Genomic DNA, 23,418 nt, shown 5'->3' with positions numbered 1-23,418 from the left:
GCTTGCAAAGCCCGCGCGCTCATTTTGTGCTGGCTACGAAGCGACGCGCTCGAGTGAGAACTGCGGCGCGACGCAACCCGTCTCGACGCCCATCGTGTTGACGATGCGCGGGGCTTCGAATTTGCTTAGTTGTGCCAGCTGTTGTGGCGTGCCGATGCCCAGTTGTCTGAGCACTTCCACGACGGTGGCATGGAGCGCGGTCAAATCGCCGTCCTCGATCTTCACCGCGATACCCAATGCCGGGCCGCCCGTATGCGTTGCGGTCGCCGCGCTTGCGCGCACGCCAATCGCATAACTGCCCGCCGCGCCGAGCTTGCCGACGAGCGCGCCTTCGAACGCGCTCATGAGCGTCGTGCAGAAGCGGCCTTCGCCCGCCACGAGTTCCGGATACGACGTCATGGCGCGATAGATGTGGGCGAGCGCCTGCGAGCGCGCATCGGCCGCGGCCGAGCCCGGCAAGGCCGCGTGGTCCTGCGCATCGGCGAGCTTCACGAACAGGCGGGCGAGCCGGTCGAGCGGGAAGGCGGGCGTGGGCAGATTGCAGCCGTCGATGCCCCACTCGACGCCCGTCTCGGGAAGATCGCAAACCTCGGCCACGACCCGCCTCACGTGTTGCTGCAAGGGGTGTGAAGGCAGATGGTAATCGGCCAGCGCCGCGCCGATGGCGCGGGCGCCGGCCAGCATGCCCGCGTGCTTGCCCGAGCAATTGCTGCACACCGCGCCCGGCGTGAAGTCGCGTTTGATCCACGCCTTGTAGACGGCGTCGGAGATCGGCACATGGCCGCCGCAGCGCAAATCCGATTCCGTGGCGGACACCTTGGCGAGCATCGCGCGCGTCCGCTCGATATGGCGGTCCTCGCTGCTATGCGAGGCGCACATGAGCGCGAGATCGGCGTCGTCGAAGCCAAAGCGCTCGAGCGCGCCGGTTTCGACCACGGCGAGCGCCTGCGCGGGCTTGGCCGCCGAGCGCACGAGCGTCATGCGATGCGGGTCGCCGAGCGCGTAGAGCAGGCGGCCCTGGGCGTCGACCACGGCAATGTGGGCGATATGCGTGGTTTCGATGACATCGCCGCGCAGGACTTTCACGGCGGGTTGGGGAGCGCTCGTCGTCATGGTGCCGTTTGCCTTGGGTCTCGGATGGGATCGTGCTGCGCGGTCGATGTGCGAGTCTAATCCGCGCGTGCGGGTCAGCGCATTTGCCGGGCCACGCGGCACGCGGCGAGATCCCAGGCGCCGCTGCCGACGGTCTTCAGCAGCACCGGACCGCCGTCATGTGCCGCCCCGTCCGTTACAGCGGAGCCGATCGTGCGCACGTTCGCCCAGTCGACGCCTGCCTGCAGCAGGTCACCGGCTTCTTCGCGCGCGGCTGCGAAATCGTCGACGAACACGCAGCTCGCACGCACCGTGTCCTGGGCGATTTCCGCCGCGTCCGGCGTGAAGGCGCCCACGCCGATCACGAGCCGGTCCTTGCGTGCCGCTTCGTCGTACACGGGCGTCTTGCTCGTTGTCGCGGCGATGACGACGTCGACTTCTTTCGGAGCCGCACCGTGCGCGGGCGTCACGTCCACGCCAGCCTGCGCGAAGTGGGCGCGGAATGCCTGTTCGGACGCTTCGGTCCGGCCTTTCACGTAGAGCGTCGCCGACGGATACAGCTGGCCGATCGCCTGGGCATGAAATCGCGCCTGCTGTCCGGTGCCGATGACCAGGAATGCACGCGGCGCGCCGGGGTGAAAGAGGCGCACGCCCAGCATGGAGAGCGCCGCGGTGCGGCGCCCGGTGACGGTCGGGCCGTCGAGGATGAACTCCGGCTGACCCGTCGCGCCGTTGCACACCGTCACCGCGCCGAAGATGGTCGGCATGCCGAGCGCCGTGTTGGCCGGGCACACGCTCACGAGCTTGTGGATGGCAATGTCGTCGGCGCTGGCGGGCATCGAAAGCATGACGCCGTTGCCCTTGAGCGGCACGCCCGTGCGCACGGGCGCGTGAATGCGGCCCGCGTCGTGATCCTGCGCGGCCGTGGCGAGGGCGTCGAGCAGCACGCCGAAGTCGAGCAGTCGCGCCGTGGCGGTTGCGTCGTAAATCGCGATGGGCTCCATCGAATCTTCTCTCCTGATGAATGATGCGTGTGTGGGGCGGCGTGCGTTCCTGCCGCCGGCCTCAAAAGCGGTCGATGCGAAACGGCGCGAGATCGACGGCGGGCGTCTCGCGCGCCATCAATTGTGCGACGAGTTCGCCGCTGAGCGGCCCGAGCGTGAGGCCCAGATGCTGATGGCCGGTCGCGACGAACACGTTCCGTGCGCCGCGCATCTCGCCGATCATCGGCAGATAGTCGGGCAGCGTGGGGCGCTCGCCGTACCAGCGGCTTGCGACCTGCACCGCGGGCGCGCCGGGAAAGAGCGTCTGGAATTGCGTGGCGAGCATGTCGGCGCGGCGCCAGTCGGGTGCGCCGCGCGCGCCGAGTTCGACGGTGCCGGCAAGCCGGATACCTTGCGCCATCGGGTTACAGGTGAAGCCGCGCTCGACGAAGCTCACGGGCACGCGCAGCGTGTCTTGCGAGGGCGCGCCGACCTGCACGTGATAGCCGCGCTCGTTGGTCAGCGCAATCCTGGCGCCCAGTTGCTCTGCAAGTTCGGCGCTGCGCGAGCCGGCTGCGATCAGCACCTTGGCGGCTGGGTGCGTCGCGCCGCTCAGCGTGACGCCGATATGGCCATCGGGGAGGGCGCGCAACGCATCGACGGCTGCGCGCGTGAATCTCGCGCCCGCTGCGAGCGCCGCCTCGAAAATGCGCTCGACGACCTGCTGCGGATTCGTGACCGAGGCCATGCCGGGAAAGTAGCGCGCATGGCTGATATGCGGCGTGAGCGACGGTAGATAGTCGCGCCGTACCTGCTCCGCTGTGAGATTCACGTAGCGCACGCCGTGCCGGTCGAGCAGATCGAGTTGCGCGCGTTCCGTTGCGTGCGCAACGGGTTGCTCGAACACGTAGAGCGAGCCGATGTCGCGAAAGAGGTCGGCGGCGATGTGCTGATCGAGCAGACGACGCCAGGCCTGCGCCGCACCGGTCACGAGACTCGCGAGCGCACGCGTGTTGCGCCGAAAGCGCGGGCGCTGCGCCTGCGCGGCGAACTCCAGCACCCACGGCGCCATGCGCGGCAGGCTGCGTTTGTGCAGGCGCAGCGGGCTGTCGCGGCGCAGCAGCATGCGGGGCAGACCGGCCATCGTCTCGGGGCTCGCGAGCGGCGCGACGTGATCGACCGCGATCAGGCCCGCGTTGCCGAACGAGCAGCCCGAACCGGGCGGCGCGCTGTCGTCGATATGCACGCGCATGCCACGCTGCGCCAGATTGAGCGCGGCGCAGACCCCGATGATGCCTGCACCGATGACGACGACATCTTCCATGTCAGTCTCGCGACGAAGAAGTAATTTGGTCCGATGCTAACTCAACTATTTCCTATAGGAAACTTTTTTCTGATCGTATATCACGCGTACTCGACCCGCCGATCAGCGTTGCACTTGCGAAGCGTTGTAGGCGCTCGCCTGCTCGAGCAGCCACGCGCGGAACATCTCGAGTGGCTTGCCGTGGCTGAGTTCGGTGGGATAGACGAAGTAGTAGCCGCCATCGGCAATAGCAGGGGCTTCGAACGGAATGACGACGCCGAACCGCTCGAGCTGGCCTTCAACGAAGAACTTCGGCACGAGCGCCACGCCGAGGCCGGCGGCGGCCGCGGCGATCAGCATCGTGTGCAGTTCGTAGCGCACGCCGTGCATGGTGGCGTTGTCTTCCACGCCGAGGTCGGAGAACCAGCGCGTCCAGGCGTCGGGGCGCGTGGTGGAGTGCAGCAGCGGGTAGGCGAGCAGTTCGTGCGCCTTCTTGACGGGGCGCGCAAGCAGTGACGGAGAACAGACGGGCACCACTTCCTCGCCGAACAGAAAGTCGGAGGACGTGCCGGGCCAGGTCGGCTTGCCGTAGTGGATCGCGGCTTCGAAATGCGACTCCTCGAACGAAAACGTCTCGGTGCGCACGCCCATGTTCACGCGCACGTCGGGCGTGCGGTCGTAGAAGTCCTTGAGGCGCGGAAGCAGCCATTCGGACGCGAAGGTCGGCAGCACGGCGAGCTCCAGATAACCGCCGCCGCTGCCGTGCGCGATGATGGAGAGCGTGTCGCGATCGAGGTTTTCGAGCGCACGCCGCACCTGGGTGCTATAGAGCCGGCCCGCGCGCGTGAGCACGACCCGCTGTTTGGCGCGCACGAACAGGCGCACGCCGAGATTCGATTCGAGCGTGGCGATCTGGCGCGAGACCGCGCTTTCGGTGAGGAACAGCTCCTTGGCGGCGTGAGTGAAGCTCTCGTGCCGCGCCGCGGCTTCGAAGGCCGTCAGCGCGCCGATATTCGGGATCTTGAACTTGCGCATGGTGATTCCAGAAACTCATCAAGTGACAATTTAAACTCGCTTTACGCGGTGCGCAACCATTTGAATAATGCGTTTTACGTATAGCTGGCCGAAACCGATGGCCAGAGGCCCCTTTGATGACTGCCGCCAGGCGGTCGTTTCCTGTGAGATTGGTGATGCGCAATTCGAACGTAGAACGCTTGTTGTCCGCGCTGCTGGGCCGCGAGAAAACTGAAACCCTGTTTGCAACGCTGAACTTTCCGTCGATGCTCGGCGACTGGGAAAGCGGCACCGTCACGCGTGCCGAACTCGCCCAGGCGATGAACATGGCGCTGTTCGAAGACCTGCTGGAGCGCTCTCCCAACGGCCGCACGTACACGAACGACACGGTGGCGCAGGGCGGTGCGGTGTACTTCGACCATGGCGCGCTGCGCACGGTGCGCTGGGCACAGAACGGCGCGCTGCCGCCCGGCGAAGCGGCGTTCACGCGCATTCTGCGGCCGCTCGGCTTTCGCCTGAATGGCCGCTATCCGCTTGACAAGCTCGGCATGACGGGGCGCGCCTACGCCCACGAAGACGCACCCGACGAGATCGCGCAGTTCTTCGTGAGCGAGCTGCACCCCGAGCGCTTTTCGGCGGCGTTCCAGCAAGCCGTGACGAACGTGGTGGGCGCATCGAAAGATCCGCTTACGCCGCTGGCCGCGGCGCAGCTCTCCGAACTGGAACGCGACGGCTCGCTGCCGCTCGACGCGGCGCTGCAACTGCTGCCCGTGATCGTCGGTGCATTCGCACGACAGCACGACGTGCCATCTATTTCGGACTACGAGACATTGCTGCAGGAATCGGCGGAAATGGCATGGATCGCGACGGAAGGCAACGCCTTCAATCACGCGACCGACCGCGTGGAAGACGTATTTCAGCTTTCGGACGACGAGAAGGCCAAGGGGCGCCCGATGAAGCCCAGCGTCGAGACTTCGCGCTCGGGCCGCGTGTTTCAGACGGCCTATCGAGCCGACACCGTGACGCGCGAGTTTCGCGCGGCGGACGGCCAGCGCGTGACGCGCGAGGTGCCGGGCTCGTTCTACGAGTTCATCACGCGCAAGCGCACGTTCGATCAGGTCACGCGGCGCTGGCAGACCGATCTGCGCTTCGATGCGGGTAACGCCACGGGCATCTTCAAGATGACCGCGAACGCCGCGTAAGCATGAAGGATCAAACGCCCGGCGCGCCGTCCTGCGTGTCCGGGTGCGGTTCGTTGATGAGCCAGAGGACTTCGGCGTCCTCTTCGCTCGTTGAGACGGCCGCATGCCCCGTGCGGCTGTCGAAATAGAGACTGTCGCCGGTTTCGAGATGTGTCGGTGCGTAAAGCTCGGAGTAGAGACACACCGAGCCGCTCAATATGAAGAGAAATTCCTCGCCTTCATGCCGGCCCCATTCCGTGAACTCGTCGAGCGAGTGCGCCGTCACGCGAATGCGAAACGGGTGCATCGCCTTGTGGGCGAGTTCCGTCGCCAGCAACTCCATCTGATAACAGCCTGCTGAATGCTGTTGCCCATCGCCCTTGCGGGTGAGCGCGCGGCGTCCGCTCGCGCGCGGCCTGGGCGCCGAGCCGAACAGTTCGCCGAGGTCGATCTTCAGACCGTGAACGATCTTCTGGAGCACGTCGAACGTCGGCGACATGACGCCGTTTTCCACCTTCGAGAGCGTGGAGCGCGACACGCCGCACACGCGGCTGGCGGCCTCGAGCGTGTAATCGTGCTTCAGCCGGGCCGCCTTGACGCGCTTGCCCAGCTCCGCCGAAGCATTCTCGGCGGCCTTGAGGGACGGGGTTTCCATTCGGGAACTCGGGGTGTTCGCTGGTGGTTCGCTGATGGTTCGCTGATGGTTCGTATCGTACTCTATGTTTCCGATAATAACATTTGCGTATCGCGCGACGTTTGGCGCGCCATCCAGCAATTAACAAGCATGGCTAAGTAAATCGATCGCCCCGAAGTTGATGATTTCTGACGCAAACCCAGACGGCGCAAGGGCTGGCGTGCGCTCGATCCGGGCTCGCATGGCATCCACGCACAGGGGGCATATCGGCGTTATCGGGTATTTCCCAATGCCAGCGGGGCCCGCGTCACGCCTTGCCGTATTCCCCGCGTGGACGGGCTTGATGAGAAAAGCGCATTACGTGGTGATTAGATTTCGTTTGATGCCGCCTGCACGGCTGCCGACAATCCGCTTACGTCCCGCCGCTCGGCATCGCGGGACGAATCCAGTGCGCCGAAGGTCCGCGCGACCATTCGAACGCATCACGTGCCGGCTCCAGATACCGAAGGAATATCGCATGTCTCCTCGTTTCCTCGCTTCTCGTCGTGGCTGCGCGATCGCAGCGTCGTTGATGTTGGTTGCCGGCGCGGTGAGCGCTCAGGAAATGGTCGTGAAGATCGGCGTGGCCAGCCCGCTTACGGGCGGCGGGGCAGCGTATGGCAAGGACATCGAGAACGGCGTGCGTCTGGCCGTGGACGAAGCCAACGCCGCGCATCCCACCATCGGCGGCAAGCCGGTCAAGTTCGTGATCGACTCGCAGGATGACCAGAGCGATCCGCGCATCGGCGTGCAGGTCGCGCAGCAACTCGTGGATGACAACGTGGCCGTCGTGATCGGCCACTTCAATTCGGGCACGACGCTGCCGGCCTCGAAGATCTACGCGAAGGCGGGCATTCCGATGATCACGCCGGCCGCCACCAACCCGGCCATCACGCAAAGCGGCGCGCCGACCATCTACCGCGTGATCGCCACCGACTCGCAAAACGCAGGCAACGCGGGCAACTATGCGGCGACGGTGACGAAGGCGAAACGCATTGCCATCATCGACGATCGCACGGCCTTCGGCCAGGGTGAAGCCGACGAGTTCGAGAAGGCCGTGAAGGCAAGCGGCGGCACGATCGTCGCGCGCGAGTTCACGAACGACAAGGCGGTGGATTTCAGCGCCCAGCTCACGAGCATCAAGCGCACGAATCCGGATCTCGTGTTCTTCGGCGGCCTCGACGCGCAGGCCGCCATGATCGTCAAGCGCATGCGCCAGCTTGGCCTGAAAGCGCAATTCCTCGCGGGCGGCGGCGTCATGGACGCGAACTTCATCAAGCTCGCCGGCGATTCCGCCGATGGCGCTTCGGTGTGGGAATACGGCCAGCCGCTCGGCACGCTGCCCAAGGGTAGGGGCTTCGAGGCGAAGTTCAAGCAGAAGTACGGCATCGACATGCTCGCCTACGCGCCGTTCGCCTACGACGCGGCGTGGGTCGCGATCACGGCGATGGAGAAGGCCGGCTCGGCGACGCCCGCGCAGTTCAACGCCGCGCTCAAGGCCACGAACTACGACGGCATTACGGGCAAGATCGCTTTCAACGCCCAGGGCGACCTGAAGAGCCCGAGTTCGACGCTGTATCAGGTCAAGAACGTGGCGTGGGTGCCGGTCACGACGCGAACCGCGGACTGAGATCACACGCCTCTGCTACCTTGAAGGGCGCCGGCACTGCCGGCGCCCCAATGCATTGTTTCCAATAGGAAAACAAAGGTGTGCCCGCAGTGCGGGCACATGCCATTTTCATGGCGCAAAGCGGGGCGGAAGCGGTACACGCGGCATAGCGAAATTCCCGTCGATTTTCGTGTTGTCGCCGCAAAATTGCGCGTGTATAGTTTCCTAAAGTAGCAATGTTTCGTATCGGAAATTTTTAAGGGATTCTACCTATGAAAGCCTCCTCCATCCTCTCGGATCTCGGTATCTCCCAGCTCGCGGAAGCGGGCGACATCGCCGTGCATTCGCCGATCAACGGCGAACTGATCGGCCGCGTCGCGAGCCAGTCGGCGGCCGACGTCGACGCTGTGCTCGCGAAGGCGCAGGAGGCGTTCAAGACCTGGCGCAATGTGCCCGCGCCGCGCCGCGGCGAACTCGTGCGCCTGCTGGGCAACGAGCTGCGCGAACAGAAGCGCGCGCTCGGCAGCCTCGTCTCGCTGGAAACCGGCAAGATCTTCCAGGAAGGCTTGGGCGAAGTGCAGGAAATGATCGACATCTGCGACTTTGCGGTCGGCCTCTCGCGTCAGCTTTACGGTCTGACCATTGCTTCGGAGCGTCCCGGCCACCGCATGGCCGAATCGTGGCATCCGATGGGCGTGTGTACCGTGATTTCCGCGTTCAATTTCCCGGTCGCCGTGTGGTCGTGGAACGCCGCGCTCGCGCTCGTGTGCGGCAACGCTGTGGTCTGGAAGCCTTCGGAAAAAACGCCGCTCACCGCGGTTGCCGTCCACAAGATCATGCAGGACGTGTTGAAGGAATTCGGCGATGCGCCCGAAGGCCTCACGAGCCTCGTGGTCGGCGGCCGTGAAGTGGGCGCGAAGCTCGTGGCGGACCCGCGCTCGAACATCGTCAGCGCAACGGGCAGCACCGAAATGGGCCGCACCGTCGGCGTCGAGGTCGCGCGCCGCTTCGGCCGCACGCTGCTCGAACTGGGCGGCAACAACGCAGGCATTGTCTCCCCGACAGCCGATCTCGAACTCGCGCTGCGCGGCATCCTGTTCTCGGCGGTCGGCACGGCCGGCCAGCGCTGCACGTCGCTGCGCCGCCTCTTCGTGCACGAGAGCGTGTACGACAAGGCAATCGAGCGCCTGAAAGCGCTCTACGGCAAGGTGGTGATCGGCAATCCGCTGGAGCAGGGCACGCTGATGGGGCCGCTCATCGACGAGCAGTCGTTCGCCCGCATGCAGTCGGCACTCGAGCAGGCGAAGCGCGAAGGCGGCAAGGTGTTCGGCGGCGAGCGTCACACGGTGGCGGGCAACGAGAAGGGCTTCTACGTTCGCCCGGCTATTGTCGAGATGCCGTCGCAAACGGAAGTTGTCCTGAAGGAAACCTTCGCACCGATTCTTTACGTCCTCAAGTACAGCGACTTCGGCGACGCCATCGATGCTAACAACGCCGCCCACCATGGCCTGTCGTCGTGCGTATTCACGACGGACCTGCGCGAGAGCGAGCGCTTCACGTCGGCCGCGGGCAGCGATTGCGGCATCGCGAACGTGAATATCGGCCCGAGCGGCGCGGAGATCGGCGGCGCGTTCGGCGGCGAAAAGGAAACGGGCGGCGGGCGCGAATCGGGATCCGACTCGTGGAAGGCTTACATGCGTCGTGCGACCAACACGGTCAACTATTCGTCGGCGCTGCCGCTCGCGCAGGGCATCGATTTCAACGTCGAATAAGCGCGTTTGAGGTACGTGACCGGGTGCATCGTGCGCCCGGTCGATGGATCGATTCGCGCAAACCCAATCCCATGCGCGCTGCGGTTTTCCGCTATCTGGAGCAAGTCGTGAGTTCTCAAGTCGTTATCGTTGGCGGCGGGGTAATCGGTAGTTCTATTGCTTATTTTCTGCGCGCAGCCGACCCAACGGTTTCCGTGACCGTGTTCGAGCGCGACCCCAGTTATGCGCGCTCGTCGTCGGCGCTTTCGGCCGCGTCGATCCGGCAGCAGTTTTCCACGCCGTTGTCGATCCAGATGTCGCTGTTCGGCATCGAGTTTCTGCGCGGCATTGGCGAGCGGCTCGAAGTGAACGGCAGCCGCCCGTCGATCGATCTGCACGAGGGCGGTTATCTCTTCCTCGCCACGGAAGCGGGCGATGCGACGCTGCGCGAGAATCACGCGCTGCAAACGCGTCTTGGTGCCGACATCGAACTCATGTCGCGCGACGCGCTGCACGCAAAGTTTCCCTGGCTCAACGTCGAGGATCTCGCGAGCGGCGCGTATGGCCGCAGCGGCGAGGGATGGTTCGACGGCTACGGCCTCGTGCAGGCGCTGCGCAAGAAGGCGCAGTCGCTCGGCGCGCGCTATGTGCCGGCGGATGTGACCGGCGTCGTGCGCAGTGGCCGCGAGGTCACGCACGTGATCGCGAGCGACGGCGAACGCCATGCCTGCGACACGCTCGTGAACGCAGCCGGCGCGTGGGCGCGCAAGCTCGCGGAAATGATGGACATCGACATTCCGGTTTATGCGCGGCGCCGCAGCATTTTCAACGTGTCGTCGCCGGCGCGGCTTACCACCTGCCCGTTGCTGATCGATCCGTCCGGCGTGTATTTCCGCCCCGAGGGCAACACGTACATCACGGGAACGTCGCCGAGCGCGGAGAACGACCCCAACGATCTGCCGCTCGACGAAGTCGATCACGCCATCTTCGACGACGTGATCTGGCCCACGCTTGCGCACCGCGTGCCGGGCTTCGAGGCGCTGCGTGTGGAGAACTGCTGGTCCGGTTATTACGAATACAACGTGCTCGACCAGAACGCCATCATTGGTTACCACCCGGCTATCGACAATTGCGTGTTTGCCAATGGTTTCAGCGGGCACGGTCTGCAGCAGGGACCGGCAACCGGGCGCGGCGTGAGCGAGCTGATCCTCAATGGCCGGTATACGACGCTGGATCTGTCTTCGCTCGACTGGTCGCGCGTGCTGGAAAACCGGCCGATCGTCGAAAAGAACGTCGTGTGACGGTGGCGTAGGCAGGCCGCACAACGCACAAAGTAGCGCCCGCGATTTCAGCGGGCTTTTTTATTGCGCGCCGGCTTGATGAGCAAACCGCATGACGTGGTGATTAGATTTCGTTTGATGTGCCCGTGAGGGCTGACCACAATCGAAGCTTGTCCGTTGCCGCGCTTAACCGCCATCGACTCCATGTCCGCCATGTACGATTTCACCGCACCCTTTCAGCATCCCGCTGGTTCGCCCATTCGCGAGCTTTTCAAGTACCTGGGAGAACCAGGCATGATTTCCTTCGCTGGGGGCTACCCGGCCAGCGACCTGTTCGATGCCGATGGACTGCAGGCGGCAGCGGCCCAGGCATGGCAGGCTTCCACGCGCTGTCTGCAATATGGCCCGACCGACGGTTTGCCCGAATTGAAGACGCAACTGCTCGCGCTGATGGCGCGCCGCGGTGTGACCTGCGCTCCTGAGGAGATGCTCGTCACCACGGGGTCACAGCAAGGCCTCGACCTCTTGTTGCGCGTGCTGCTCAATCCGGGCGACACGGCCTTGACCGAGCAGCCCGCCTATCCGGCCACGCTGCAGGCGCTCAGGCTCCAGCAGGCGCATGTCGTGACGGTGCCTGTCGACGGCGACGGTCTCGACGTGGACGTACTCGCCGCGAAGCTTGCTTCGGGCGCGATCGTCCGGCCCAAGTTGCTGTACACGGTGCCGACCTTCGCGAATCCCACCGGGGCCACGCTCACACGCGAGCGGCGCCTTGCGCTCCTGCGTCTCGCCGTTCAGTACCGCTTTGTGATCGTCGAAGACGATCCGTACGGCGATCTGCGTTTCGCTGGCAACGCGGTGCCGTCGATGCTGGCGCTGGCAAGCGAGGTGCAGGGAGCACGCGATTGGCTCGTGCACTTCTCGAGTCTTTCGAAAGTCGTCGCGCCTGGCTTGCGCGTAGGCTGGACTATTGCGCCCGCTGAAATCGCGCGGCGCTGCGTGATCGCCAAGCAGACCGTCGACCTGTGCAGTACGCCGTGGACTCAGGCTATCGCCGCGCACTACCTAACGGCGGGCTCGCTCGAACGGCACCTTCCGCACATCACGCAGGCTTATCAACGCAAGTGCGAAGCGCTTTGCGATGGCTTGCGCGCGCAATTCGGCGACGAGATCGCGTTTCATCAGCCCGAAGGCGGCATGTTCGTGTGGGCGCGCATTCCGGGTGTGGCGATCGATGCGCTCTTGCCGAATGCGATTGCCAACAAGGTGATTTTCGTTCCCGGCAAGGCGTTCTTCGCTGACGAGCCCGACACCGCGTCGCTGCGCCTTTCGTTTGCGGCGCCGAACGTCGATGAGATTCGCGAAGGCGTGACGCGTTTGAAGCGGGCCACGCACGCCACGCGAACGGCGGACGTCACGTCGGCACCTGTCTGAATTTCGCGCGGTTCATGAGGCGCCGCGCGTGTCCCGTTACGCGAGCGCCTGTGCAAGCTCGACGAAGCGCTCCACGTAAGGGCAACCGCCTGGTTGACAGCCCAAAGGAAGCGGCCGACAGTGAGGTGCCGAGTTATTGACCAGCGGAACAAGGGAGATCATCGTCGCGGTTGCGCGTAAGGACACCGATCTGGCCGAGAAGCTTACGCGCGAACAGTCGATGCTTTCCGGAAACGCTTCCTCGAGGCAATCGCCGCCATGCACTTCCGAAAGGAGTAACCGTGGAATTGACTGACTTCGACACACTGACTTTCGACTGCTACGGCACGTTGATCGATTGGGAAAGCGGCATCTTCGCTGGCCTTAAGTCCCTGATCGAACGGGCCAGGGTGCCGCTGTCGAGAGACCAGGTTCTGGAGGCCCATGCGCGACACGAGTCGTCGCAGCAGAAGTACACGCCGGCCAAGCGATACCAGGAACTGCTGCCCATCGTCTACAAGCGGCTGGCCGAGGAATGGGGACTGCCCTTCACGCACGAGGAGTGCATGGCGTACGGGCAGTCGGTGCGGAACTGGCCGGCATTCGAAGACACCGTAGCCGCGCTGCAGTACCTGAAACAGCACTACAAGCTGGTCATACTCTCCAACGTCGACAACGAAACTTTCAGCTACAGCAATGCAAGGTTGCAAGTAGCGTTCGACGCCATTTTCACGGCGGAAGATATCGGTTCGTACAAGCCATCGCCGCGAAACTTCGAATACATGCTCGAGAAGCTGGGTGAGCGTGGCATCAAGAAGGAAAAGATCCTTCACACAGCCGAAAGTCTTTTCCACGACCACAAGCCAGCCAGTGAATTTGGTCTGGCGTCATGCTGGATTTACCGCCGTCATTCGCAGCCGGGCTTTGGCGCGACCATGAATTCCGGATGGCTGCCGAACGTCGCTTTCCGCTTCAACAGCATGGCGGACTTTGCGAAGGCGCATCAGGAAGCCGCGGCGCAAAAGTGAGGCGCGATTGATGCCCACGCCCGCCGAACACGAATCGCTGAGAGCACGCCTCGCGCGGGCGCGCCGGCTACTGGCACTTGCGCAAACGGGGTTGCACTACGCCACGAGCCCATTCGACACGGAACGGTACACGGAAATCGCCAGCATCGCGCATCAGCAACTCGCGGAAATGGCGTCCATGCAAACGAGCGATCTCGCCGCGCTGTTTGTTCTCGAAACGGGATACGCGAATCCTAAACTCGATGTCAGATGCGCCGTATTCAACCAGTCCGGTCAAATCCTTCTCGTGCGAGAGTCCGTGGACGGCTTGTGGTCTCTGCCCGGCGGTTGGGCCGACGTGGGCGTTTCGCCCGCCGAGAACGCGGCAAAAGAGGCACGTGAAGAAAGCGGCTACACGGTGAACGTCGTTCGCCTATTGGCCGTGTGGGACATGCTCAAGCACGGGCATCCGCCTTCTGTGTTTCACATCTGGAAACTGGTTTTCCTTGGGGAAATCGTGCGCGCGGGGAAAATAGCCGGAGCCGAAACCGACGCCGCTCAGTTCTTTGATATCGATAACCTGCCAGCCTTGTCCCAAGGCCGGATTCTGCCGGAACAAATTCGACGACTGGATGCACTGCGCAATAACAGTGACGTCGAATTCGACTGAAGTTTTGCTTTAACGCCGGGGCGGCGTTTAACCCGTCATGCTTTCAGGCGGCGCCGGAGTGCTCTGTTCTGACTTTTGCCAGGCGGCTGCCGGCAAATGGGTCCTGTCGCCAGTCCACGCTTGGGGCTTTCACTGATTGCTGTTCAGGTTCAGCCGCCTCGCCGACTGCAAAATGCTCGAGCGACTGCCCCGCGCTTGTCGCCTGCACCACCCACCGCGGGGCGTCGCCCTTGCCGTCCCACGTGTGGCCAGCCGCATCCCGGTAACGGGCGGCGCGCATTTGCGCGGCGTCTGCTGCCATTGACGCAGCAACATCTTCGGGTTCAATACCATATTCGGCCATCCGACGCCGCAGATAGGCCACGATGCTTTCGCGTTTTCGTTCGTCCATTTCTAGTTGTGCTTCGCTCTGAATGCAACTCTTGAGCAGAATATAGCGCAAGTCGCGTGCCGCCACGATATCACAGCTTGAATAGGCGTCCCCGGCGGCTGTCGCGAAAGGTCCGGCGGGAATCAGGTGTTGAGCTTCTGGGCGCGCTCGGCTTGATGTTCTGCGGCCCGTTCCTCCGCATGCTTTTTCGCAACGTGATGCCCCACGATGCAGCCGCCAACGGCGCCAGCAACGGCGTGGTGGCCCGCATAATGTCCGGCTACACCACCCACGACAGCGCCTTTGAGGCAGCCGGCGGCATGTGCGCTGCTGGCTGCCGCGAGGCCTAAAGTTGCCGCCGCGGCAAGCACCCTGATTCGATTATTGACGTTCATGATAAACACTTGTGTGAAATATTAGCTTTGGAACCGGCTCAATAGCCCCAGCGGCCATTATCGTGCCACTCGCGCTCACGCCATTGGTGTTCGCGACGCTCGTGCTCCCGCCATTCGTGTTCCCGCCACTGACGCGCGCGCCAGTCGTCGTCGCCGCGCCAGGCCACCGCGACCGGAGGAGGCGCATAGGCGGCAGGCGGCGGAGCAACGTACACGGGCTGAGCCGGAGCGTAGGCGGCGCCAGGCAGTGCGACGCCCACGGCCAGATCGACGTGCGCAAACGCTGCGCTCGAAGCAGCCAGTGCGGCCGCGCCCAGTACCACGCCGAGAATCGTCCTTTTCATTTCACTACTCCTTCGCACCTGTCGTGCGTTTCTGGTGAGCACGGTTCGGAGTGTAGGCGGCGAGCCCGGACACAGGTGCAACGGCCGTGCGATTTTCGTAACGGCGCGTTATTTCGCATGTTCCGATTTGTAAAAAAAGCGCGGACTCTCAATTCACAGCGTTCCGGGCTGCCAGGTACCAAGAGGAAGAGGGGCTAGCGGACAAGGAATCCGTATGTCAGCGGATCGCGCTCGTCTACGATCCAGGTCGCGAAGCCGCACACGAACGCGTTGCCTTCGACTTCGGGAATCACTGCCTCGAAGTCGCCGACGGTCGTTTCGCTGAGCACGCGTCCCTTGAAAACCGTGCCGATAATGGACTCGTTCACGAGGGTCTCGTCTTTGCCGAGTTCGCCACGCAGGTACAACTGGGCGACGCGTCCACCCGTGCCGGAACCGGTCGGTGAGCGGTCCACTTCGCGGTCCGCGAACACGCAGCAGTTGGCTTGCGTCGAGCCTTCGTGCCGCGGTGCATTGGCGATGATGGTCCCGTAAATGTGGTTGATTTCGGGAATCTCGGGATGCTCGACAGGGTAGGCCTTGTTCGCGGCTTCCTTCACCTCTGCGCCGAAGCGGATGAGTTCCTCGACCGACGACTCGCGCACGGCGAGCTCATGTGGCTGGCCGTCAGCATAGAAATAAAACGCGCCGCCGAAAGCAATGTCGCCCTTCACCGTACCGAAGGACGGCGTCTCGACAGTCACATCGCGCTTCCAGATGAACGAGGGGACGTTCACGAATCGCACGTTGCCCGCGTGTTCGCCATCCCATTGAACGAAGGCTTCGATAAAGCCACAGGGAGCGTCGATGCCGACACGCGTTTCCGGAACACTGCGCTGCACCCAGCCAAGCTCGACCGCTGCGGTGGACAGCGCGATCACGCCGTGTCCGCAGTGGTCGCTATAGCCCTCGTTGTGAAGGAAGATGATGCCGAAGTCGGCGCTCGGGCTGACCGGTTCGGTCAGATAGCCGCCGTACATATCGGCGTGACCGCGCGGCTCGAACATCAACGCGGTGCGGATTTCGTCGGCGTTTTCCTTGAGCCACGCACGACGCTTCACGATCGTGTCGCCGGGCAGGCGAGGCAATCCGCTGGTGACGATACGGAACGCTTCGCCGCCGGTATGCACTTCGACGGTCGTTATGGTGCGAGTAGTCTTCATGATGTTTTTACGCTATTGACTCACTGGCCGTACGGAACCGGCAGGCCGTCCATTTCTCGGGCGCAATGTGGAACCAATCTATACCACTTGTGGTGGATAGCACGAAATGTGTCAATGTGGACTTAAACTAGACCAAAAAGTCTCGTCAGGTCCGGAAAATTGGTTTCTTCGCATGAACATGCCGCCAAGGCCAGCAGGAGTGGTCGCGAAAGTGGTATGTTTGAGAACAACTCAAGGCGCACCGAGAACTCACGATGACCGCTCGCGGAAGAAATTGCATCGACCATGGGCCAGTCGCTGTGCAAGCGACTCAAGGACGATGGGATTGACGACCCGGCTCGCATTCGGCTGTACGTTGCCGAGCATCGTCTGATTTACGAAGCCATTGTCTGTGGAGACGCCGATGCGGCGGCGTTCTATGTCGAGCGGCATATTCATCGGGTGCAAAGAGATATCACGCCGCAGTAAGTGACTTTATTGCGGCTCCCGGCAGCGTCATCGAAACGACATCCAGGCAACATGCTTCGTTCACCGTTTCAACAAACTGATGGTTGAAACTGGGGCCCTTGGCTAATACAGCAGAGGTGAACGATGTCGACGAAGGTCCGCAGCTATCTCTCCCCGACGCTGGTTTTACTCGCGCTCGACTGGCCGGACGGTGCGACACGTGCCGACTTCCTCGGTTTCGCTATTGAACGCGCCCCGGGCTTCACTAGCCCGGACGGTAAATGCCATGAGACGAGCAGCTGGCTCCCTAATCGAATCACGTTCAAGGGGCCCGTGCCGGACGGGAAACCCGATGCGCCTTCGAATATCGCGCCGATTCAAAAATTCATGTGGTGGGACGCGCGCATCGAGGAAGCCGACAGAGGCAAGCAATTCAGGTACACCATCTACCCGGTAGTCGGTACGCCGGACAATCTGAATGTGCTGAACGCAGAGGCGAGTTCGTGTGAGGTCACGTTACCGGCGCATATCGAAGACGGCGTGGGTACCTGGTTCAACCGCGCGGTGGTGAGCTCGCAGGCTTTCGCACGACAAGTGAAGGCGATGGGAATCGATCCGCATACCGCGCCGCCGGCCGCACAGGCGTTTGAACTTCGTACGTGGCTCGCCAACGATATGCAGCTCGTGTTCAAGGAAATATTCCAGGACGCGTCGCGCGCTGCAGCAGCCGTCTATCACCTGACCGACCCGCTTTGGGCGATCCCGGCGTTCAAGGAGTTCGGAACCGCTCACGGCAAAGCCAATGTCGCCGTCGTATACGACTCGCATCGGGTTCGCGAAAAAGGCAAAGCGCCCGCTGCATCGCCCAATCAACCCACGGTCGATGAACTGGGCAACGTCGTGACGTTCTGCCCGCGTGACAAGACGCACATCATGCACGACAAGCTCATCGTGACGGATAGGGGCGATCGGCAAGGCAACCCGGCATTCGTGGTTGCGGGTTCTGCGAATTTCACGACAGAAGGCATTACGGAGCAGGCCAACGTACTTCATCTGTTCGATTCGGCAGACCTCGCGAAACTGTACGACGACAGAACGAAAGCCATCGCCGGCAATCCGCCGATCAACCAGACCGCCGAACTCACGAATGGCTGGTCCGATTCCGTGACGGTGGGAAGCGCAGCCGTGCGCGTTTGCTTCTCTCCGGAAACGAAAACCAGACGTACCCAGATCGATACCATCGTCGAAGCGATAGGAAAGGCGCAGCATTCGGTTTTGTTCTGCCTCTTCATGCCGACAGACGAACCGCTTCGCGACGCCTGCTTTGCCGCCGGCGACAAGGGGCTCATGATGTTCGGCCTCGTCAACAATATCAGCGGAAAGTCCGCTGAGAATGCGCAAGAGGCGCAAAAAGCGGGAGAGGCAGTGAGTACGACTGCGCTGGCAAACCTCGCGCTCTATCATCGAAGCAGGGAAAACCGCGACGTCATCGATGCATCGTACTTTTCCCCGGCGACCGTGCCTGAAGGTTTCGAACCCGAGCTCCGCCTCTTTCCCGGCGAAGTCGCGCCCAGTTACGCGCCGGTCATCATCCACCATAAGTTCATCGTCATCGACGCCGAAGGAGACAATCCGATTGTCTACACGGGCTCGGCCAACATGAGCAACAACTCCGAGCATTTCAACGACGAGAATCTGCTCGAAATAAAAGACAAGCGAATCGCCGCCATTTACCTCGCTGAATTCATGCGGTTGTACGAGCACTATCGTGCGCGCGCCGTTGGCATCGAGGAGCAGCAGCATAGAACCGTGCAACGGCTGTTGCTGCAGCCCGACCGCAAGTGGGCCGACAAGTATTACAAGGCGAATAGTCCGGAGGAGAAGGCGCGGATTGCGTTGGCATCGGAGCCGGCCAGTTGATGCATTCGCTTCTGTGTTTGCGAAGTCACCGCGCACGCCTCGCACGACGAGGCGGCTGCGCGTTGCCGGCTAAAAATCCAGCGTGAACTGAGGCGACTCGTTACTGGAAGCTTCTCCGGTGTGTTGGAGGTTGCCGGCCTTCACCCCTAGCAGCCTGATGGATTTGACGAGTTCGACTCTTTTCAGGCACTCAGTCGCCGCGCGCCGCAATGCTTTCGCGTCATCAATAGGCTCAGGAAGCGTGACGTCACGCGTGACAGTCTTGAAGTCATTAAAGCGCAGCTTGATGCCGATCTTCCTGGCCAGATAGCCTTTTCGCTGGAGGTCGAGCGCCACCTGTTCGCATAGGCGGGTAAACGCTGCGCCCAGTTCCTGTCGATGCCGCACCGCGTGCAGATCGCGCTCGAATGTGGTTTCGCGACTCATCGAGACGGGCTCGCTATACGTCACCACCGGCCTGTCATCTAGTCCGTGTGAAACTCTGCGAAGCCACGCCCCGTAGCTTCGTCCGAAGTTTTCGATGAGCCAGTGCTCGTCGCGCGCAGCGATCTCACCGATGGTCGTGATTCCAAAAGACGCAAGCTTGGCGGCCGCCTTGGGGCCGACACCGTTGATCTTGTTTGCGGCCATTGGCCAAATCCTGGATTGCACGTCCTCCGGCGTCAGGATTGTGATTCCGTCCGGCTTTTGCATATCGGAGCACAGCTTGGCGAGCAGCTTGTTTGGCGCGATACCGACGGAGCATGTGAGATTGGTTGCTTCGAAGACGGCGGATTTCAACTTGCGCGCGATTGCCTCCGAATCGCCATTCGTGAGTGAAACGTCTGCGTAGACCTCGTCGATTCCAACGTCTTCCATGTTCGAACTGATTGACCGGACGGCATCCTTGAACAGTCGCGAGTACGTTCGGTAGAGGTCGAAATTCACTGGAAGGAGAATCGCATCTGGCGCTAACCGGGCGGCTTTCATGGCGGGCATTCCGGAATGAACGCCGAGCGCGCGAGCCTCGTAGGTCGCGGTCGTCAGGACACCTCTGCCCACATAGTCGCGCAGGCGCGAGAATTCGCGAGTGCCGTCCGGCTTCGTTCGGGGCGTATCCGAGCGACGGCCAGCAACCACCATGGCTTGGCCTCGTAGCTCCGGATACTGCGAAAGTTCACACGACGCAAAGAATGCGTCCATGTCGATGTGGGCTATGCGCCGATCATCTGGCATGCCTTGGTACTCAAAAATAGCTCTCGATGGCTCCGCGCGACCGGCACGCTACTCATCATCGGGTATGGCGGCAGGAGCAGCGGGACGACGGCACCGTGCGTCCTGTGGAAAATTGAATGGAACTGTACATTTATACAGTCACTTTGTCAGGATACTGGAGCTGATTCGGAGATATTTTTTTGAGTGCGGAGATGTTCGCAAACGGCTCTTCCGCGGACGCCGCCGCTCTGACTGTGGAATCCAAAAAAAGCCCGCCATGCGGCGGGCTGTTGCGAACAGGCTGGTGGAGCAGCCTGTCATGTTTCAGTCCTGGCGCGGGTGCAAACGCCGGTAGACGCTCCAGATCGCCACGGCGGCGATCACGACGACAGCGGTGAGAATAAGCATGTTCAGTCCTCCGGTTGCTTGTCTGTTTGGTAATGCTTCAATGCTACGGAGCTTGGGTGCGCGCGAGGAGTGGCGCGACGTCGCGAATGGAATACCTGGTCGAATTCTGGTCCGCTACTGATTCCGCCTTCAAACGTCTTCAGGAGCGAGGGTTCGCGAGCAGGCCCCGAATTACATGGCATCGACCGTCCGGTTTACTTTGCATGCGAACTACCTATATACTTCGCATGCAAACTAAATTTCAGGAGAGCACATGAGCGCGGAGATTCACGTCGAACAAGCCGATGGCATTCTGACGATTACGCTGGCCCGACCGGACAAGAAGAATGCATTGACGAACGAGATGTATGGCACGCTGGCAGACATCATCGAGAATGCGGAGCACGACAGCGATGTCAGCGTATTGCTGCTGCAAGGGGACGGAGACATGTTCACCGCGGGCAACGATGTGGGCGAGTTCGCAGCCATTGCATCGGGGAAGGGGCCCAGTGAGCGACACGTGCATCGCTTTTTGCACGCCCTGGCGAAGTCGAGCGTGTCCATCATCGCGGCGGTTCAGGGCAAGGCGGTCGGTATTGGCACGACGCTTCTACTGCACTGCGACTACGTCCTGCTCGCGCCAGACGCAGAACTGATCACGCCGTTCGTCAATCTCGCGCTCGTCCCCGAGGCGGCGTCCAGCTACCTGCTTCCGCTGCGCGTCGGCCACGTGCGGGCGTTCGAGATGTTTGCGCTGGGCGAGCCGCTCGACGCGCAAACCGCTGTCGCGTGGGGTCTCGCCAACAAGGTCTGCGCAAAGGATCAACTACGCGACGACGCACGCAGGATGGCGGAAAGAATCGCCGCCAAGCCGGCCGGTTCACTGAGCGCCATGAAAAAGCTGATGCGCGAAGCCGAAACCCTGGTTGCGCAAATGGACAGCGAGAGCGCGAAGTTTCAGGAGCGGCTGACGAGCGCCGAGGCAAGAGAGGCATTCGCGGCCTTTGCCGAGAAGCGCAAGCCGGACTTCGCGAAGGTTGCCCGGCACTAGCCAGTGCCTTGCTGGCCGGCCACGGTCGAGGTTACGCGTCGCCGTCTTCGGCGAGCGGAAACCTGGTCTGCAGGCTGGTCAGCCACCGCGCTACGACGTCGATCTCCGCTTCCGTAAATCCTTCGGTCAATCGGGCGTTCAAGTCTTTCATGCGAAGCTTCGACTTTTGGCGCGCGGTACGTCCTGCTTGCGTCAACCACAGGCGCGACACCCGGCCATCGGTCTCGTCAGCCCGACGTTCGATCAACCCTGCCTTTTCTGTCCGGTCAGCGAGACCGCTCATGCCTGGTGCGCCCAGATCCAGCGCAGCAGCGGCTTCGCTCATGAGTGCGCCGTTGCGATCACCCAAAAAAAACAGCAGCCCGGCCTGGGCTGCTGTGACGCCGCCTCCGGCCGCGCGTGTTTGCGACCACCGTTGCAGCCGGCGCTGTCCGACGTTCAATAGATAGACGAGGCGATGTTTCATTTCCGCGCAGATAACATTGTGCGATTTAGTTCGCGTGCGAATTATATCATGCGGTGATCGACCCTTTCGAAAGGGCGCGAAGACGTTCAATGGCTTGCGGCCGTCGCGACAATCCCACTGGCCACGAACGGCTGATTGAGCACGGGTACACCCGCCTCTTGGACCCACGGCGTGGTGGTGAGGTCCGTGCATGCGGGAACGCCTTGCAGCAGGCCCAGCTTCGCGAGTATCAGCGTGGCGGAGCACGTGCTCCGAGCAGCTGGCGCGTTGGGTCGAGCCGGAGTTGAGACATCAGCGCAGCATGGACTGGCGACGGCGGCTATTGAACGGCGCGCGGGATGACGAAATGCGTCTGGCAGGGCCGATCATGAATGAAAAAACACCCCAAAGATTGGATCGACGTCCAACTCTTGGGGTGCAATTCACTAGCCAGGATTTCTTTGTCGGGGCAATGCGTCCACGACCCCGAGCTTCTGAACCTGCTATTAGAACCGGTGGTACATGCCAATGTTGGCTTGAACCTGGTTGCCGCCCGACGCCGTGTTGCCGAAGTCAGCAGCCGAAGCCTGAGCGCCCTGAGCATGAACGTAGGCACCCATGACGTATACCGACGTGAGCTTCGACAGCGCGTACGTAGCACCCAGCGAGGCCTGGTTGATCGAAGCCATCGTGCGGCCTTCAGCGGCTTGCGCAGGCGTGGCTGCCGAACCGTAGACGTACGTGTACCCAGCAGCCAGCGACAGCGCCGGGGTTGCCTGGTACTGCAGAAGGGCGCCCACTACGTTGAAGTGGATCGACGCCTGGCCGTCGTTGCCCTCGTATTGAGCGTTCGAGTACCGAAGGCCAGCCGTGTACCGGCCAAACTCGTATTGGCCAGCGATTTGAGCGATGCCCGCGCTCTTGAACGCATTGCCACCGTAGTAGCCCGAGCTCGGATAGCCCAGCGCACCACCGAACGACGGTTGTGCCGTTGCGTTCTGCCAGCCGTTCTCACCCTGGTTTGCAGCATGGAAGTAGCCGCCAGCGACCGTCAGACCACCTTGAGCGTAGTCCGCAGCCACCGACCACGATTGACCCGAACCCATCGCACCGGCAACGCCGCCGAACGAGTACGCGCCTTCAGCCTGGAAGCCGTGGAAAATCGGCGAAATGTACTTGACGGCGTTGTTCTGGTTCGTCGTATTGTCGTTGTTGTCCACGTCGCCCGGGGTCGAGAATGTCGACGCCGAAACGGCGTCGCCGGTCAGGCCCTGAACCATTTCCGTTACGGCGTCGATCTGGCGACCCATACGCAGGGTACCGTACTGGTCCGACGTGAGGCCTACATAGGCCTGGCGGTTGAACAGCGAACGCGAGGAACCGATGGGGCCCTGGCCGCCGATGCCACCGCTGGCAATGTTGAAACCGTTTTCGAGCTTGAAGACCGCCTTGAGGCCGCCGCCGAGGTCTTCCTGACCCTGGAGGCCCCACTTGTTCGAACCCGAGGCGCCGCCAACGAGGCCGACCAGCGAGTGGCCACCGACGTTCGAGGTGTAGCTGATACCTGCGTCCAGCATGCCGTACAGGGTGACCGACGACTGTGCCATTGCTGCCGAGGATGCGGCGAAAGCGGCAACAGCGGTAACCGTTGCCTTGATGGTGATGTTCTTCATCTGTAATTCAGTGT

At 62.4% G+C, this 23,418-nt stretch carries 21 protein-coding genes and 2 pseudogenes; 10 read left to right on the top strand and 13 right to left on the bottom strand.

Annotated elements, in window-relative coordinates:
* Window positions 1–33: 33 nt before the first annotated feature.
* The 4 genes from ACOJB8_RS13920 to ACOJB8_RS13905 form a co-directional block, all read right to left on the bottom strand.
* Window positions 34–1,113, bottom strand: coding sequence for an asparaginase (locus ACOJB8_RS13920; RefSeq protein ID WP_475012947.1), 1,080 nt, complete (start codon window positions 1,111–1,113; stop codon window positions 34–36).
* Between the two features lie 74 nt (window positions 1,114–1,187).
* Window positions 1,188–2,096 (bottom strand): bifunctional Delta(1)-pyrroline-2-carboxylate/Delta(1)-piperideine-2-carboxylate reductase, encoded by a 909-nt coding sequence (gene lhpI / locus ACOJB8_RS13915; protein ID WP_368604795.1) that lies wholly within the window; start codon window positions 2,094–2,096, stop codon window positions 1,188–1,190.
* Window positions 2,097–2,157: 61 nt separating this feature from the next.
* Window positions 2,158–3,399 (bottom strand): NAD(P)/FAD-dependent oxidoreductase, encoded by a 1,242-nt coding sequence (locus ACOJB8_RS13910; RefSeq protein ID WP_475012945.1) that lies wholly within the window; start codon window positions 3,397–3,399, stop codon window positions 2,158–2,160.
* Between the two features lie 102 nt (window positions 3,400–3,501).
* Window positions 3,502–4,413 carry a LysR family transcriptional regulator gene (locus ACOJB8_RS13905; RefSeq protein ID WP_368604797.1) on the bottom strand — a complete coding sequence of 304 codons (912 nt, stop codon included), beginning with the start codon at window positions 4,411–4,413 and terminating at the stop codon, window positions 3,502–3,504.
* Between the two features lie 155 nt (window positions 4,414–4,568).
* On the opposite strand from ACOJB8_RS13905, the gene ACOJB8_RS13900 reads away from it, so the two are divergent.
* Entirely contained in the window at window positions 4,569–5,594 is a 1,026-nt protein-coding gene (locus tag ACOJB8_RS13900) for a 2-oxoadipate dioxygenase/decarboxylase family protein (RefSeq protein ID WP_475012943.1), read from the top strand.
* A gap of 10 nt (window positions 5,595–5,604) precedes the next feature.
* On the opposite strand, the gene ACOJB8_RS13895 is transcribed toward ACOJB8_RS13900, so the two are convergent.
* Complete coding sequence (locus tag ACOJB8_RS13895) at window positions 5,605–6,228, bottom strand: helix-turn-helix domain-containing protein (RefSeq protein ID WP_069261997.1); 624 nt, start codon at window positions 6,226–6,228, stop codon at window positions 5,605–5,607.
* A gap of 496 nt (window positions 6,229–6,724) precedes the next feature.
* On the opposite strand from ACOJB8_RS13895, the gene ACOJB8_RS13890 reads away from it, so the two are divergent.
* The 6 genes from ACOJB8_RS13890 (at window position 6,725) to ACOJB8_RS13865 (ending at window position 13,976) form a co-directional block, all read left to right on the top strand.
* Window positions 6,725–7,876 (top strand): branched-chain amino acid ABC transporter substrate-binding protein, encoded by a 1,152-nt coding sequence (locus ACOJB8_RS13890; RefSeq protein WP_069261996.1) that lies wholly within the window; start codon window positions 6,725–6,727, stop codon window positions 7,874–7,876.
* Between the two features lie 251 nt (window positions 7,877–8,127).
* The gene (gene amaB / locus ACOJB8_RS13885; RefSeq protein ID WP_475012940.1) at window positions 8,128–9,627 is read left to right on the top strand and encodes an L-piperidine-6-carboxylate dehydrogenase; all 1,500 of its coding nucleotides are present in this window, start codon (window positions 8,128–8,130) and stop codon (window positions 9,625–9,627) included.
* 107 nt (window positions 9,628–9,734) lie between these two features.
* Complete coding sequence (locus ACOJB8_RS13880) at window positions 9,735–10,907, top strand: NAD(P)/FAD-dependent oxidoreductase (RefSeq protein ID WP_475012939.1); 1,173 nt, start codon at window positions 9,735–9,737, stop codon at window positions 10,905–10,907.
* A gap of 192 nt (window positions 10,908–11,099) precedes the next feature.
* Complete coding sequence (locus ACOJB8_RS13875; RefSeq protein WP_475012937.1) at window positions 11,100–12,320, top strand: aminotransferase-like domain-containing protein; 1,221 nt, start codon at window positions 11,100–11,102, stop codon at window positions 12,318–12,320.
* 281 nt (window positions 12,321–12,601) lie between these two features.
* Window positions 12,602–13,327 (top strand): haloacid dehalogenase type II, encoded by a 726-nt coding sequence (locus ACOJB8_RS13870; protein ID WP_475012935.1) that lies wholly within the window; start codon window positions 12,602–12,604, stop codon window positions 13,325–13,327.
* A 10-nt stretch (window positions 13,328–13,337) separates the two neighbouring features.
* Window positions 13,338–13,976, top strand: a complete 639-nt coding sequence (locus ACOJB8_RS13865) for an NUDIX hydrolase (protein ID WP_475012933.1) — start codon at window positions 13,338–13,340, stop codon at window positions 13,974–13,976.
* A 43-nt stretch (window positions 13,977–14,019) separates the two neighbouring features.
* Here the strand turns inward: ACOJB8_RS13865 and ACOJB8_RS13860 are convergent, their stop codons facing one another.
* The 4 genes from ACOJB8_RS13860 to lhpH form a co-directional block, all read right to left on the bottom strand.
* Entirely contained in the window at window positions 14,020–14,433 is a 414-nt protein-coding gene (locus ACOJB8_RS13860; RefSeq protein WP_370684246.1) for an H-NS family nucleoid-associated regulatory protein, read from the bottom strand.
* Between the two features lie 56 nt (window positions 14,434–14,489).
* Window positions 14,490–14,741, bottom strand: a complete 252-nt coding sequence (locus ACOJB8_RS13855; RefSeq protein ID WP_342946052.1) for a hypothetical protein — start codon at window positions 14,739–14,741, stop codon at window positions 14,490–14,492.
* 38 nt (window positions 14,742–14,779) lie between these two features.
* Complete coding sequence (locus ACOJB8_RS13850) at window positions 14,780–15,085, bottom strand: hypothetical protein (RefSeq protein ID WP_069261991.1); 306 nt, start codon at window positions 15,083–15,085, stop codon at window positions 14,780–14,782.
* 194 nt (window positions 15,086–15,279) lie between these two features.
* Window positions 15,280–16,287: a trans-3-hydroxy-L-proline dehydratase gene (gene lhpH, locus ACOJB8_RS13845; protein ID WP_368604806.1), complete on the bottom strand. Its 1,008-nt coding sequence runs from the start codon at window positions 16,285–16,287 to the stop codon at window positions 15,280–15,282.
* A gap of 261 nt (window positions 16,288–16,548) precedes the next feature.
* Here lhpH and ACOJB8_RS13840 point away from each other — a divergent pair.
* Window positions 16,549–16,755, top strand: a pseudogene (locus ACOJB8_RS13840) (FCD domain-containing protein); the annotation flags it as partial.
* A 123-nt stretch (window positions 16,756–16,878) separates the two neighbouring features.
* A complete protein-coding gene (locus ACOJB8_RS13835; protein ID WP_475012930.1) occupies window positions 16,879–18,654 on the top strand; it encodes a phospholipase D-like domain-containing protein in 1,776 nt (591 codons plus the stop codon).
* A gap of 69 nt (window positions 18,655–18,723) precedes the next feature.
* Here ACOJB8_RS13835 and dinB read toward each other — a convergent pair whose 3' ends face one another.
* The gene (dinB, locus tag ACOJB8_RS13830; RefSeq protein ID WP_069261987.1) at window positions 18,724–19,869 is read right to left on the bottom strand and encodes a DNA polymerase IV; all 1,146 of its coding nucleotides are present in this window, start codon (window positions 19,867–19,869) and stop codon (window positions 18,724–18,726) included.
* A 640-nt stretch (window positions 19,870–20,509) separates the two neighbouring features.
* Here dinB and ACOJB8_RS13825 point away from each other — a divergent pair.
* Window positions 20,510–21,286 (top strand): enoyl-CoA hydratase-related protein, encoded by a 777-nt coding sequence (locus ACOJB8_RS13825; RefSeq protein ID WP_475012929.1) that lies wholly within the window; start codon window positions 20,510–20,512, stop codon window positions 21,284–21,286.
* 31 nt (window positions 21,287–21,317) lie between these two features.
* Here the strand turns inward: ACOJB8_RS13825 and ACOJB8_RS13820 are convergent, their stop codons facing one another.
* From ACOJB8_RS13820 to ACOJB8_RS13810, 3 genes and pseudogenes are all read right to left on the bottom strand, one after another.
* The gene (locus tag ACOJB8_RS13820; RefSeq protein WP_069261985.1) at window positions 21,318–21,752 is read right to left on the bottom strand and encodes a MarR family winged helix-turn-helix transcriptional regulator; all 435 of its coding nucleotides are present in this window, start codon (window positions 21,750–21,752) and stop codon (window positions 21,318–21,320) included.
* A gap of 89 nt (window positions 21,753–21,841) precedes the next feature.
* Window positions 21,842–22,053, bottom strand: a pseudogene (locus ACOJB8_RS13815) (AraC family transcriptional regulator); the annotation flags it as partial.
* A gap of 184 nt (window positions 22,054–22,237) precedes the next feature.
* Window positions 22,238–23,404, bottom strand: a complete 1,167-nt coding sequence (locus ACOJB8_RS13810; protein ID WP_069261984.1) for a porin — start codon at window positions 23,402–23,404, stop codon at window positions 22,238–22,240.
* Between the last annotated feature and the right edge of the window lie 14 nt (window positions 23,405–23,418).

Source organism: Paraburkholderia sp. BR10141 (genome assembly GCF_056155635.1).
Note: the sequence above shows the minus strand (reverse complement) of the source record. Positions and strands in the feature narration are given on the sequence as shown.